The organism is Paenibacillus agilis (assembly GCF_007786455.1).
In the GTDB taxonomy this organism is placed as follows: domain Bacteria; phylum Bacillota; class Bacilli; order Paenibacillales; family Paenibacillaceae; genus Paenibacillus_B; species Paenibacillus_B agilis.
This window is the reverse complement of record NZ_VNJK01000008.1, coordinates 20,581-35,246: the sequence shown is the minus strand read 5'-3', so window position 1 is coordinate 35,246 and position 14,666 is coordinate 20,581. Positions and strand designations below refer to the sequence as shown.

Below are 14,666 nucleotides of genomic sequence, written 5' to 3'. Positions count from 1 at the left end.
GAAAGCGGCTGCCCCTTATCAAGAGGGGGATAGGGCAGCCTACTGCGTGCTGTCCTACTTATTTAAGTAGGAGTCGGCTTACAGTTTAGCGATAATAACGAATTGTGCGGATCTTGTATAGTTGTAAGGGCTGAAGAGAGACGTAACCCAATTATAATCGCCAGAAGAATAGTTGGTTGTAACATATAAGATGTCTCTTAAGTTATTTTCAACCCACCATCCACCACTGACAGGTTTGTAGTTTCTTCCACCTATATTTCTCCCGTTAAAGAAGAATGTAAAGAACGAGTTTGGATCAATGTCATAGGTGTACGAAAAACGATAGAACCCGTTGCCGAGATTTTGTGTAGCTTCTGCATCATCGGGAGTTACGGTTATTGATTGTTTATTTACGTCTTCAGGTATAACAACCCCTGCGTTCTTAGCCTTTACTGTTCTGCCAAATCGGATCGAGCCTCTTGGTCTAACTACTCTCGTATTCAGTGTATGGCTCATCTGAATCCCTCCTTATTTACTGCTTATAGTAAATGCATTTAGATTGGTAAGGGATTGGACTGATAATCTAATATATTTGCATGATTTTCATAGGGGGGTATCACTAGAGAGATATAAGTAGGATATAAATAGAGTTTAAAGCAAATGAAAACGCCCAGCATATCCATCTTGGAAGAGGAATGCTGGGCGCATTGTGTCTATTTGTAAATTCTTCATTAGGAGACGTATTAAGGGCTGTTTTATCTTTTTATATTTTCATTAGCCCGGAATTGATAAGCAAACGGTTTAGCTCGGCTTTTTTCTCATTTGAAATCGTATCTGGCTGAAGGCCCTTCTGTTGAATCTTGGTCATGTCTGGTGCAAAGAACTCTTGCGTCGTCAACATCAAGTAAGACCCATCGCTCAGCTCATAAGGCATTTGCATAACGCCTTTACCGTATGTTTTTGTACCTACGACAGTTGCTAGATCATAACCTTGCAGGAAGCCTGTAAGAGCTTCTGATGAGCTTGCTGTATATTCGTTTACAAGCACAGTCATCGTGTAATCAGGCTTCTTGCCTTTATCAAGGGTAGAAGAAGACACCAACCCTGCTGGACTCTTGTAGTAAGTAAACACGCCTTTGTCACGCAGCAAGGAAGCTACTTGTCTCGTTTCTTCCATCAATCCGCCTGTATTGTAGCGCAGATCGAGAATGACAGATTTCATGCCTTGTTTGCGCAGTTCATTCCATTGTGCTTCGAATTGCTCATACACCATTTGATCCATAAAGGTGTAGATGCGGATATAGCCTGTGCGCTTGTCCAGCATTTGGCCTTCTACAGCAGCCATCGGAAGAACAGCACGCTTAATTGTCTTCGTCAATTTGTCCTTACCACGTTGTACGACGAATTTAATCGACGAATCTTTTTTGCCAAATAAAACAGAGAAGATGTCTTGCTTCGTTTGATTCTTTACAGCTTTTCCATCGATAGAAACGATAATATCTCCTTGCTTAAGGCCTGCTTGTTCAGCAGTAGACCCTGGAGTAACTGTAACAATGCGGTATTGACCTTGCAGCTTTGCAAATGTAATTCCGATATGAGCCATTTCTTCACTCTCAGACCAGTTATTCATTTGCTCCCACTCTTCAGCCGTAATATGGCGGGAGAATGGATCTTTTAGCGTAGCAGCTAATTCTTGCATCGTGCTGTTTTTAATTTGCTCGTCTGTAAATGTGATGCCGTAATGCTCTTCAATGAGCCCTGCAGCTTCTTTTTTAACTTCTAGAGAAGTTGAGGCTGCCTCTGTATTTGCATATGCCTGATCAGGTTGAATAACGAATACACCTGTTAATAAGGTAAATGTCAGGACGAAGCTAATGATCGTGCGCATGGAACGAAGTTTCATTATAATTCACCGCCTATTACCGTAGTTGAGATTTCGTCGATGGAAGAGACTTTCCATTTGCCATCTTCCCCTCGCTCCAACGAATAGAGCATAGTTGATTCCATAGGTGGTGTATCCGTTTGATTCAACATGGTATATTTCTCGACTGTTGCGAAGAAGGCATGTTTATCATCTGCGGCAAGCACAACCTGCTGTTTAAGCTCAGCTTTCATATCAACTTGTGCAAATAATGTTTTGAATTTGCTCGAGAACATCATTTTTACAAGATAATTATCAGCTGTGAACAGGCTGTTCAGTTTATCCCAGTTCTCGCTGTTAATGGACTCTATGACGATATTAGCTACATCTTTAAACGCTTGCTGATCTGCTTCAGGCAAGGTTACTTTCGTTTTCTCCCAGCCCTCTTTTAGTTGATAGGAAACGAGATTCGGCGTTATAGAAATAATGCTCTCCAGCGATTCTTCGTTTTTACCTAGCTTCAATAAAAATGAAGAAGGCATAGTCATAGATGCAACTGCTTGATCCCCGTTATAAACACTGGAAACGACGGTTGCACTGACGGAAACACCATTTTCATTCACATCTGCAATCGATACATCTTCATAGCTTGACTTAATAAGTTTGTGGCTATATTGATTCTGGTTCTTCTCCATTAGCTTGTAGAAGTGAGATTGCTTGTCGAACATGTTCAGGTAAGCAGTTCGATCGCCACTATTCTCATACAAAGCTAATTTGGTGAAGAAGTCTTTTGTTTCTTTAAGTCTTCTCTCTTCTAGTGCTGCGGCTTGTTGATCATGCAGGGTATATGTATGTTTAGCACTATTGGATTTTAGTTCAAGCCCAATGATATCGCTCACAGAGCGCAGCGGGACATAGAGCTGGCCTTTTACTAGCGTAGCAGGGGCAAGCATTTTATGGTTAGTCTCCACATTGCCCTTATATTGCTTCACTTTCGCTGTATTCGTTTGGAATACGACGGTTTGTGAACCGTTGCTTGCTGTTAGGCTTTTGTTGGTTGTGCTCCATTTGAGCTTATAGCCGAGCTGCTGCAAGAGCGGGCGTACTTCAACTAAGGAAACTCCATTTTTGACAATCGGATTTACTTCACTAGTCGTAGATTGATTGTAGTTAATGATGATGCTAGGTGCTGCACTTGCGGTCAAGCTTCCAGTAGCGATGGCTATTGCTAGTGTGGCAGCAGTAACGGTCTTCTTCATGCTGACGTTGAACATGATGTCCCCTCCAATTAAGATATATGCGCATATATTCATGAAAAATATCCCAAAATACTAGTTTCATGTTATGTTATGACATGAAATAGAGTAAGTCTTCTTCATTAAGCAAAATATATAAGTTGAAAAATTAAGGTTTAATTTACCAACTTATTTTATCAGGAAATATGATGAAATAGGTTAAAAATCTATTAAATACAAAAATTATTACCTAATATTCGTAGAGTTAAATATATTTTAAACGAGGTATCTGTATCGATTCGCTTGTTATGTCTAGTAATATACATAGAAATCAGCAATTTATATCTTGGAAGAGGTGGAGATGAAATGGCTGTTTATACATATAAGTCACATTTTTACAAAAAGAGCACAAAAGAAATAGAAATTTTGGATGAGAATAATAATAGAATTGGCTCTATGCAGAGATATCATAAAAATAAATGGATGCGTGTTGTTGATCATATTATAAATGAATACGAAGTGAACCTCGAAGCGTTTCATGTGGATGGCGGCTCTATGATAAATGTTGTTGATATTACCCCACTCACAAAATTGATTGGCGCTGAATGGAAAATAGAGCATGCGGATGGGGAAATCAGCCTTATCTCAGATAAGACGAAAATAAAGACAAATATCCGTTATGAATTACAATATAAAGAAAAAAGATTTAGTTTTACGAAAGATCTAGGCGATCGAATTATGCGCTTGCGAGATGAATCGGATATGCTCCATGCAGAAATTACATATGATAAAATGCTCCCTCCTATTACGATTACGATAAAGAATCATACGGAAGAAGTAGATGTTCGGATGATAGCATGCGTGTATTATCTTTATTCGCTTCGAACCTAACGTATGGCCATTTTGGAGCATTATAGGCAGTAAGGTAGAAATGGACTACAAAAGCCTCCAAGAGGTTGCAAATTGCGGTCGTTTCCCGGATAATTGATGGAATCAGATTATTTAAGGAAATGGGAGTTACACGATGGCAGACAAGGTGAACTTGTCGAACGGGAATCCGGCGGCAGCGAACAAATATCGCACCCATCTTACGATTAAGAGTGTGCAGAATAAGGAACAAGTTGAGCATACTGTGGATGCGGACGTATACTGCAAGGGCAATCATATCTACATTAGATATGAGGAGCCCGTCTTGGCTGCTGAAGAGGATCGTTCTCAGGCGGTCAAGCGACGAAGTAGCTCAGCTGGAACGGCAGAAGATCAGGTCCAAGCAGTACCGGCTACGAATGTGATGCTGAAGCTTAGTGCGAATGAATGGAAGCTGACTCGACGCGGGGTCGTGGAATCGGAAATGTCTTTTACGCCGAATGTGCGTCTGAACGGCTACTATCGCTCTGCTGCATTGCGATTTCCACTCGTTACGGACACAAAGCAGTGGACACGACGTGATCAAGCTGTTGAAAAGAACGGAGTTATTGCGCATTTACCAGAGTATGTCGCATGGGCATACGATTTATATATAGAAGAAGACTGCGTTGGCCAATTTGCTTTGCAATTGACATTTAATTGGCCGAGCACATCAGAGAGGGAGCATGGAATATGAGCACAGGAGTTATTGAACGGATTAATCAAGGGGTTATAAAGGCTATTGAAGAGGCGATTTTGAAGGCAGGTATCGTAACACGTGAGGAAATGCCTGCATTTGTTATAGAATTTCCAAAAGATAAGACGCATGGTGACTTGGCTACAAACGTAGCGATGCAGCTTACTCGTATTGCCAAGCGCAATCCTCGTCAAATCGCAGAGGCGATTATCGAGAATTTGGATACAGCTGCAGCTTCCATTGAGAGCGCGGAAATTGCAGGCCCAGGCTTCATTAACTTCCGTATGAACAAGAGCTATTTGTACGATGTAGTAAAAGAAGTAGCGGAACAAGGCGACAACTACGGTCGTATTACGGCAGGTCAAGGACAACGTGTACAAATGGAGTTCGTTAGTGCGAACCCAACAGGAAGCCTTCACCTAGGCCATGCTCGTGGTGCAGCTGTTGGTGATGCAATTTGTAACGTACTAGACTTCGCGGGTTATGAGGTAACACGCGAATACTATATTAATGATGCTGGTAATCAGGTTGTAAACTTGATTTTGTCTCTTGAATGTCGCTACAAGCAAGCGCTTGGGCTTGACGCAGAGATGCCTGCAGATGGTTATCACGGTGAAGATATTAAAGGCTTTGCTCAAGAGCTGGTAGAGCAAGAAGGCGATCGTTTGCTTCAGCTTTCAGAAGAAGAGCGCACAAAGTTCTTCCGTGAGTTCGGTTTGAAGAAAGAATTAGACAAAATTAAACGCGATTTGGCACGTTTCAAAGTTAACTTCGACGTATGGTTCAGCGAGACTTCGTTGTATGAGAGTGGCGTAATTACGCAGGCGTTGGACGAATTGAAAGCACGCGGAAAAGTGTTTGAAGAAGGCGATGCTACATGGTTGCGTACGACAGAGTATGGCGATGACAAAGACCGTGTATTGATTAAAAATGACGGTACTTACACGTACTTGATGCCGGACATCGCTTACCACCGTGATAAATATGCTCGTGGCTTCGATCGTGTTATGAACATCTGGGGTGCTGACCACCATGGTTATATTCCGCGTATGAAAGCAGCTATGGAGGCGCTTGGCAATGATCCGGATAAATTGATCGTACTTGTAGCGCAAATGGTAAGCTTGTTCCAGGACGGCGAGAAAGTGAAGATGTCTAAGCGTACGGGTAAAGCCGTAACGATGGAAGATTTGATGGATGAAGTAGGCGTAGACGCAATTCGTTACTTCTTCACGATGCGTTCGACAGATTCTCATCTCGATTTCGATATGGACCTTGCAATCTCCAAGTCCAACGACAACCCTGTCTTCTACGTACAATACGCACATGCTCGTATTTGCAGCATCTACCGTCAAGCAGAGGAGCAAGGTGTTGCTTTGAAGCCGCTAAGTGAAGTTGATCTCAGCACATTGACAGCTGAGCATGAACTTGACTTGCTGCGCAAGATGGGTGAGCTTCAAGCGGAAATCGAAGTTGCAGCACGTGACTATGCACCGCATCGCTTAATCCGCTATGTATATGAGCTAGCATCTATGCTGCACAGCTACTACAAGGCAGAGCGCGTAATTACAGAAGATGCAGAGCAAACGCAAGCTCGTTTGGCACTTCTCGGTGCAGTTCGTACGGTTATTGCGAACGTTCTTCGTCTTGTGGGTGTATCCGCTCCAGATCGTATGTAATTTATAAATTCTAGCATCGGGCTAGTACTTCTATAGAATGATGTAACGGACGGTATCACCTTAATGGTGGTACCGTTTTTATTATTCATTCTCATTCCATATATCCCCTGTCATATATCTCCTGTAGTTTGACCTCCTCGCATTTGTCCTGTTCTTGTATAATGAAGTCACAGAATGTAAATAGAAGCACGGGGGTGCCTATTCGATGTTACAATTACTTCCTCTTATGCTAGAGAGAGTAGGTATCTTGCTTATTATCGCCTTCGTCCTATCTCGGATGAAGTCTTTCCGACGGATTATTCACTATGAGCATGGCTGGAAAGAAAAAGTGCTGCTCATTGTCGTGTTTGGTTCATTTGGCGTTGTTAGTAACTATACAGGGGTTCATATATACAATGAGCTCGTATCTTCGCAAGCATGGAATGTAGCTGTTGATCCGGATAGTGCGATTGCGAATACCCGAATTATGGGTGTCGTAATTGGTGGTTTGCTAGGAGGGCCGCTTGTCGGATCGGGTGTCGGTGTGATTGCAGGCTTGCATCGCTTGTTCCTAGGAGGATTCACGGCCATTGCCTGTGCCTTTTCCACCATTGCGGCAGGTGTTGTAACCGGATTCATCGCACGAAAATTTCGGATCCGCAATCCGCATGCGCCTTGGCATGCAGCCGGGATCGGTATTTTGATGGAATGTGCCCAAATGGGTATTATTTTGCTAGTAGCGGCACCGTCAACGGAGGCATTTGCACTTGTTCAGGTTATCGCTGTACCGATGATTGTGGTAAATGGCTTCGGAACGTATTTATTCATGACGATTATCCAATCCATTTTTCAAGAAGAAGAACGTTCCAGAGCCGTGCAAACGCATAAGGTACTGCACATTGCGGATCAAACTCTACCGTATTTTCGTCAAGGCTTGAATGCAAGCTCTTGCCGCGAAGCGGCGCTTATTATATTGAAAGAAACGAATGCGGATGCCATTTCGATTACGGATAGAACACGAATCCTCGCCCATGTAGGCGTCGGTGCTGATCATCATATCGCTTTGCAGCCAATCACAACAAAACTAACTCGGCGAGTATTGGACGAGGGGCTTGTGCACAAGGCATGTTCTCGCGAAGAGATTCAGTGTTCTAGTGGCCACTGTCCACTCCACGGGGCATATGTTATACCGCTTTATGTACGGAACAAGACAGTAGGCACGTTGAAGCTATACTTCAAAAGTCCATCTCGACTAGATCAAGTCGAGAAAGAGCTTGCGGAGGGCCTAGGAAAGCTATTCTCCAATCAGTTGGAATTGGCAGAAGCAGAGCTGCAGAGCAGATTGTTAAAGGATGCTGAGATTAAAGCGCTGCAAGCGCAAGTACATCCACACTTCTTATTCAATGCGATTAATACCATTTCGGTACTCTGTCGAACAAACCCGGAACAGGCTCGCAAGCTGCTGCAGCAGCTCAGTGTCTTTTTCCGCAGCAATCTTCAGGGTGCTCGATCGATGCTCATTCCGCTTCATAAGGAGCTGGAACATGTAGAAGCTTATTTATCGCTGGAGCAGGCTCGCTTTCCAGGTAAGTACACAGTTGAATTTTGTATTGATCCTTCTTTTAAGGAAGTGCTCATACCACCATTTACCTTACAGCCGCTGGTGGAGAACGCAGTGAGGCATGGCTTCGGCAAAGGCTTTAAAGGAACAGGGCATGTTCGTATTCGCTCGGAAGCGGAGAGAGATACGATGGTGCTTATAACCGAAGATAACGGCAAGGGGATTTCGACAGATGCTATCGGTGCGCTTGGTCGAGAAGTGGTACCTTCACAAGAAGGAACCGGAACGGCACTTGTTAATATACGAAGTCGAATTCAAGAAATATACGGCAGTCAGGCTACTTTTACGCTGGATAGCAGACAAGGAGAAGGGACTACCGTTGTCATAAGATTGCCACGAGATGACACTAAGGAAGGTGCATAGGCGTGATTAGAGCATTTATTGTTGATGATGAGCCATTAGCAAGGGATGAGCTCATGTATTTGCTTCGCAGAACGAAGCGCGTGGACATTGTAGGAGAAGCTGAGTCGTATGAAGAGGCGCTGGATGGCATTCAGGAAACAACGCCTGATGTGATCTTCCTCGATATTCAGCTGTCGGATGCAACAGGCATTGAGATTGCAGAACGACTCAAAGAAGACGGATGCCAATCTGCGATCGTATTTGCAACAGCTTATGATGAATATGCCCTGAAGGCATTTGAGTTGAATGCTACAGATTACATCTTAAAGCCATACGAAGAGGCGCGTATACAACAGACGGTGGAGAAACTTGCTCAGCGGTTAGCTGTTCCTGCGTCTCAGCCTGCTGCGGCTAGCGGCTCGTCTGTCTCGGCAGCTTCTAAAACTCTTGAGCGAACAGAGCGATTAGCTGTGACAGTAGATGAGCGAATTGCGGTACTGCATGTTGACCGCATTATTTTTATTGAATCGGAAGAAGGTAAGGCTGTCGTCGTGACGGAAGGGCAGCGATACAAAGTAAGTGAAGCATTGACGGTGCTGGAGCGCAAGCTGAATCATCCTTCTATGCTTCGCGTTCATCGCTCCTATTTAGTCAATGTAGACTATGTAAGAGAAATTGAACCTTGGTTCCATTCTACGTATGTGATGAAGATGAAAGATGGTGCAAGTATACCGGTCAGCCGCACGTATGTGAAAGACTTGAAGCAGAAGCTTGGTCTATAGGAGATCAAGCAAAATATTGATGCATAATTACACGCGCCTTGCTATAATAATGCTTGCAATCTAAGCCACTTCCCATAGAAGGCAGTGGCTTGTTTTATGTACAACTAGAGTGGCATATAGATTGTAATATCAAAAGATGCTACCTGCTCAAGCAGGCGCGCGATAAATCCATATTGGAGAAGAAAGGGTGAAGATGATGAAGCAATCCATTTTCAACTTGGACACGAGGACTGTTGTTGCGATTGGAATCGGGGCTGCATTGTACGGTTTGCTTAACTGGGTTTCCATTCCGGTGGCACCACAGACTGGACTGCGTCCAGCCATTGCAATCTTGACGGTATTTGGAGCTTTGTTTGGTCCTATCGTTGGTTTTTTGAGCGGAGCTATCGGTCACATTGTGTTTGATTTATCTTCTGGCACGATTTGGTGGTCATGGGTATTGGGATCGGCGATTAGCGGTCTCGGTATGGGACTCGTATTCATGAGCAAGTCATTCAGTATTAAAGAAGGGCGCGCAACTGGAGGGAATATTGCTACTCTAGCTATTGTTGGATCGTTGGCATTGATCGTCGGATTCGGCATTTCTAGCGTACTTGATATTTATCTGTTTGGAGAAGCGCCAGATAAAATGTTGTTGCAATTTATAGCGGCTTCTTTGTCTAACATCACCGTGCATGTCATTCTAGGCGTTGGTGCTGTACTTGGATTGTTGAAAATGAATCGCAGCAATTCCAATCTCAAAGTATCAAAGTAATAGGATTACAGTAATCCTTGAATAAAGGCAAATAGGGGCAATGAATAAGATGGCAGAATCCATTCTTTCTTTTAATCAATTCAGCTTTCAATATAGTAGCTTGGCTGAGCCTACCCTTCATGACATATGCCTCGATATTTACCCAGGGGAAAAAATATTAATAGCTGGCCCGAGCGGTTCCGGCAAATCCACGTTAGCCCATTGTATCAATGGGCTAATTCCATTCGCCCACAAAGGGAAAATATCAGGCGATTATACGTTGAAGGGTTGCTGTCCGGCAGAGCAAAGCATTTTTGAGATTAGCCGCAGTGTCGGTACAATATTGCAAGATCAAGATAGTCAGTTCATTGGATTGACGGTTGATGAAGATGTCGCCTTTGCTTTCGAAAATGATTGTGTTGCTCCCGAGGAGATGAAACCGCGGGTGGCCCGAGCGCTTAGCATGGTTGATATGCAGGAGCACATGAATCAAAGTCCGCATGAACTGTCTGGCGGCCAGAAACAGCGTGTTTCTTTGGCAGGGGTCATGTCTATGGAAGTTGATATTCTGCTGTTTGATGAGCCGTTGGCCAATCTGGATCCTGCGAGCGGTAAACATGCGATGAAACTAATTGATGACATTCACCGCGACAGCGGCAAGACGGTCATTATCATTGAGCATCGAATTGAAGATGTACTGGAACAGCCAATTGACCGAATTGTTGTGATGGCAGAAGGTAGAATCGTTGCTGTTGGTACGCCGGATGAGATTCTTTCATCGAATGTTATGCAGGAAAATGGGCTTCGGGAGCCTTTGTATATTTCGGCATTGAAGTATGCGGGCTGTGGGCTTACGCCAGATGCTCAGCCATCTTCTTTGGAAAAATTGAGTGACAATGAGCAAGTGCGTCGAGCACTTGGAGAATGGATTGAAGTGAGCGATAACTCGCCGCATGAACATGAACCCGTTCCTTTGGCAGAACTGCAAGATGTTCGTTTTGCCTATGGGGAAGGCACTGAAGTGATTAAAGGTGTTTCATTAAAAATTGGAGCAGGCGAACGAATTGCGTTGCTTGGTAACAATGGAGCGGGAAAAACGACCTTATCTCAGCTGCTGACGGGCATGGTTACACCGACATCAGGTGATATTCTTCTTAACGGAGAGTCCATTCGTCAATGGTCGATCCGCCGCCTTGGCGAGCAGATTGGTTATGTGATGCAAAATCCCAATCATATGATTACCCAAACGATGATCAGGGATGAAGTCGGCTTGGCACTGCGTATACAAGGAGTGCCTCAGGCAGAAATTACAGCCAAAGTAGAAGAAGTGCTGCGTATTTGCGGCTTGTACAGTTATCGTGATTGGCCTGTATCTGCGCTTAGCTACGGACAGAAGAAGAGGGTTACGATCGCTTCTATTATGGTGACGGAGCCAAAACTGATTATTGTGGACGAGCCAACGGCTGGTCAAGATTTTAAGCATTATACGCAATTTATGGACTTCCTATCGCGATTAGCGGAGCGAGGCGTCTCATTACTCTTTATTACTCACGATATGCATCTGGCACTAGAGTATACAGAACGAGCAGCTGTACTTTGCAATGGCGAGATTATTGCGTCAGGTTCTACAGCAAGTGTGCTGACCGACACGGAGATCATGAAGCGTGCGAACTTAAAGGAGACATCTTTGAGCATGCTTTCTCGTTCGACTGCAGTGGCAACTCCTGAAGCGTTGGTGCGTCACTTTATCCAGTACGAGAAACGGAAGAAGCAGGTGAGTGAGCATGAGTAAAGCGGGAATGCTGTACATCGAGCGGGATACATTGTTCCATCGATTAGACGGTGCTGTTAAGCTGATTATGCTGCTTGCCTGGACAGTAATCGTCTTCTTGTTTCAGGACATTCGTGTCTTTATTGTACTTTTCATCATTGGGCTTGTACTCCTTATGAGTGCGCAGCTGCCTTGGAAGCGAATAAGGTTGCTCGTATGGGTAATTATCGTATTTAATATCTTCAACTCTATATTTACGATACTCGTCTCGCCTGCATATGGAAGTGAAGTGAACGGGACGACGACCGTACTTATTGACTTAGGCTATGAAGTGCTGACGCTAGAGACCGTATTTTATATCCTAACATTATCAATGAAATATATGTCGTTGATGCCTATTTCGATACTGTTTGTCTATACGACACATCCGACTCGCTTTGCGGGCAGCTTGAACCGTTTAGGGGTACCGTACAAAATTGCCTATGCATTTAATATTGCGTTTCGCTACATCCCTGACTTGAAAAAGGACTTCATTAGCATTTCTCACGCAATGCAGGCGCGCGGAGTGGGTTTAGCACGTGGAGAGGGCACGCTTATACAGCGAATGAAGCATTTTGCAGCGATAGCAATTCCACTTGTGCAGTCTTCGCTTGCACGGATTGATACAGTAGCGAATGCAATGGACTTGCGCGGCTTTGGCAAAAATGCGAAGCGTACATGGTATTCCTCTTCTCCTTGGGGAAGAGCGGATATTGGTATCGTCATTGTCTGTGTCATTGTATTAGCTGTGTCCATTACTGTGCGTGTACAAGGCTTCGGAACATTCTGGTATCCTTTTAACTCATAGTAACTATTTAATTGCAATGGGAGTATAGAAGCTACCACTGATGGATTTTCTCATTAGGTATTTAGCTCCATAGTAGATGTTTCATTGTAAATACAAAGGGTCGAGCGAGGGTTCGTATAGGAACCTGAACTCGATCTTTTTGTTTTTCCGCTGTTTTATCAATTCTTACCCCACCTATTTGCATATCAAGTCAATTTTATTGCAACTCAACCCTCGATTTTTGCAAGTGGAAGCGAATCTTGCGCATTTTATTTTGAAAACGCTTTATTTCCATTTTCATCTCATAAAATACAAGTATAGAAAGTTTAGAAGGGAGTCGATCTCCATGAACGCGGTAACGATAGTAATCGGTTCTATATGTATTCTTATGATAGCTTATCGTTTATATGGAACATTTATGGCAGCAAAGGTACTCAAGTTGGATGATTCTAAGCCAACTCCTGCACATGCTTTAAATGACGGCAAAGATTATGTTCCATCTAATAAATGGGTGACTTTTGGACACCACTTCGCAGCGATCGCTGCAGCAGGTCCGCTCGTTGGACCGATATTAGCAGCCCAGTTCGGTTATTTACCAGGTTTGATCTGGCTGTTGGTCGGTGCAGTTATCGGGGGAGCTGTGCACGACATGGTCGTGTTGTTCGCTTCGATGCGTAAAGAAGGAAAGTCGCTTTCCGAGGTAGCAAAAGAAGAGCTTGGACCTGTAGCTGGTTTTTGTACAGGGTTGGCGATGTTGTTCATCATTACGATAACAATGGCAGGTTTGTCGATGGTTGTCCTTCACGCATTGGAGAACAATCCATGGGGAACATTTGCAGTTGCGATTACGATTCCGATTGCAATCGGAGTTGGTTTGTTCCATAAGAAGACAGGGAACTTGAAGCTTGCAACGACAGTCGGTTTTATTTTAATGATGATTGGTGTATTCGCTGGTCCTTATATTCAAGGCACAGTGCTTGGCGATTGGTTAACACTTGATGCGAGCACATTGGCAGTCATTTTGCCGATATACGCATTCTTTGCAGCAGCATTGCCGGTATGGCTATTGCTTGCACCACGCGATTACTTGAGCAGCTTTATGAAAATCGGCGTATTTATCGCCTTGATTATTGGTGTATTTGTTATTAACCCGGCGATTCCTTTCCCGGCTGTTACCGAATTTATTAATGGCGGCGGTCCAATTCTGGCTGGTCCGGTATGGCCGTTCATCTCGATTACAATTGCCTGCGGTGCGATTTCTGGTTTCCATGCCTTTGTTGGTTCTGGAACGACGCCGAAAATGATTAACCGTTGGAGCGATATAAAGAGCGTCGGTTTTGGTGCGATGTTGGTAGAATGTATTGTAGCGATTATGGCTCTTATTGCAGCAACTGCATTGCAGCCAGCTGACTACTTTGCAATTAACTCGACACCTGAAGTGTTCAAGACACTCGGTATGGAAGTTGTTCATTTGCCTGAATTGGCACAACAAATTGGCTTGGATCTAGAAGGAAGAACGGGCGGCGCAGTTACGCTAGCGGTAGGGATGACGTATATTTTCACCCAAATTCCTTGGTTTGAAAACTTGGCAGCGTTCTTCTTCCAATTCGTTATTATGTTCGAAGCAGTATTCATTCTAACAGCGATTGACGCAGGTACTCGCGTATCTCGTTACTTGATTCAAGACTTCTTCGGAGAAATCTACAAGCCGCTTAAGCGTGTAGATTGGGTACCTGGAGCAATCTTTGCAAGTGCATTGGCTTGCTTCATGTGGGGCTACTTGCTCTTCTCTGGCGATATCGGCTCGGTATGGGCATTGTTCGGTGTATCGAACCAATTGATGGCATCGATTGGTCTTATTATCGGAGCGACGGTTATTTTGAAAATTGCGGATAAGCGTTGGTATGTACTTACTTGTCTCGTCCCGCTTGCATACTTGTTCATTACAGTAAACTATGCAGGCTTCTGGATGATTAAAAATGTGTACTTGAACGAAGCTGCAAAAGGCTACAGCGTTCTAAACGCAGCATTGTCCATCATCATGCTTGTTCTTGGAATCATTATTATGATTTCTGCGATTAAGAAATGGACACAGATGTGGAATACACCGCGACCTATACTAGAAAAAGTATCTGTGACTTAGTGTAACCCCAAATTACTATATATCATCGGGTACAGTCATCTTAGATAAACAAGGCATCTCTTCGGAGATGCCTTGTTTGTTTTTATAGACATGCTTCCAGAGCTGCTTGCTACTT

12 protein-coding genes are annotated in these 14,666 nt (G+C 43.9%); 9 read left to right on the top strand and 3 right to left on the bottom strand.

Annotated features, from left to right (window positions below):
* Positions 1-78 precede the first annotated feature (78 nt).
* The 3 genes from FPZ44_RS25330 to FPZ44_RS25320 all read right to left on the bottom strand — a co-directional run bounded on the left by FPZ44_RS25330 (position 79) and on the right by FPZ44_RS25320 (position 3,114).
* Positions 79-495: a hypothetical protein gene (locus tag FPZ44_RS25330; RefSeq protein ID WP_144995294.1), complete on the bottom strand. Its 417-nt coding sequence runs from the start codon at positions 493-495 to the stop codon at positions 79-81.
* A 247-nt stretch (positions 496-742) separates the two neighbouring features.
* Complete coding sequence (locus tag FPZ44_RS25325; protein ID WP_144995292.1) at positions 743-1,882, bottom strand: S41 family peptidase; 1,140 nt, start codon at positions 1,880-1,882, stop codon at positions 743-745.
* Entirely contained in the window at positions 1,882-3,114 is a 1,233-nt protein-coding gene (locus tag FPZ44_RS25320; RefSeq protein WP_186786238.1) for a copper amine oxidase N-terminal domain-containing protein, read from the bottom strand. The genes FPZ44_RS25325 and FPZ44_RS25320 overlap by 1 nt, the downstream gene beginning before the upstream one ends.
* 327 nt (positions 3,115-3,441) lie before the next feature.
* On the opposite strand from FPZ44_RS25320, the gene FPZ44_RS25315 reads away from it, so the two are divergent.
* The 9 genes from FPZ44_RS25315 to cstA all read left to right on the top strand — a co-directional run bounded on the left by FPZ44_RS25315 (position 3,442) and on the right by cstA (position 14,551).
* Positions 3,442-3,966 (top strand): tubby C-terminal domain-like protein, encoded by a 525-nt coding sequence (locus tag FPZ44_RS25315; RefSeq protein WP_144995287.1) that lies wholly within the window; start codon positions 3,442-3,444, stop codon positions 3,964-3,966.
* A gap of 133 nt (positions 3,967-4,099) precedes the next feature.
* Positions 4,100-4,678 (top strand): YwiB family protein, encoded by a 579-nt coding sequence (locus FPZ44_RS25310; RefSeq protein ID WP_144995285.1) that lies wholly within the window; start codon positions 4,100-4,102, stop codon positions 4,676-4,678.
* A complete protein-coding gene (argS, locus tag FPZ44_RS25305; RefSeq protein ID WP_144995283.1) occupies positions 4,675-6,354 on the top strand; it encodes an arginine--tRNA ligase in 1,680 nt (559 codons plus the stop codon). Before FPZ44_RS25310 ends, argS begins: the two co-directional genes overlap by 4 nt.
* Before the next feature lie 205 nt (positions 6,355-6,559).
* Positions 6,560-8,317, top strand: coding sequence for a sensor histidine kinase (locus tag FPZ44_RS25300; RefSeq protein ID WP_144995282.1), 1,758 nt, complete (start codon positions 6,560-6,562; stop codon positions 8,315-8,317).
* A gap of 2 nt (positions 8,318-8,319) precedes the next feature.
* Positions 8,320-9,078, top strand: coding sequence for a LytR/AlgR family response regulator transcription factor (locus FPZ44_RS25295; RefSeq protein ID WP_144995280.1), 759 nt, complete (start codon positions 8,320-8,322; stop codon positions 9,076-9,078).
* A gap of 193 nt (positions 9,079-9,271) precedes the next feature.
* Positions 9,272-9,832 (top strand): ECF-type riboflavin transporter substrate-binding protein, encoded by a 561-nt coding sequence (locus tag FPZ44_RS25290; RefSeq protein WP_261378560.1) that lies wholly within the window; start codon positions 9,272-9,274, stop codon positions 9,830-9,832.
* Positions 9,833-9,881: 49 nt separating this feature from the next.
* Entirely contained in the window at positions 9,882-11,603 is a 1,722-nt protein-coding gene (locus FPZ44_RS25285; RefSeq protein ID WP_144995278.1) for an ABC transporter ATP-binding protein, read from the top strand.
* Positions 11,596-12,429, top strand: a complete 834-nt coding sequence (locus FPZ44_RS25280) for an energy-coupling factor transporter transmembrane component T family protein (protein WP_144995276.1) — start codon at positions 11,596-11,598, stop codon at positions 12,427-12,429. Before FPZ44_RS25285 ends, FPZ44_RS25280 begins: the two co-directional genes overlap by 8 nt.
* A 325-nt stretch (positions 12,430-12,754) precedes the next feature.
* Positions 12,755-14,551: a carbon starvation protein CstA gene (cstA, locus tag FPZ44_RS25275; RefSeq protein ID WP_144995274.1), complete on the top strand. Its 1,797-nt coding sequence runs from the start codon at positions 12,755-12,757 to the stop codon at positions 14,549-14,551.
* Positions 14,552-14,666: the final 115 nt, after the last annotated feature.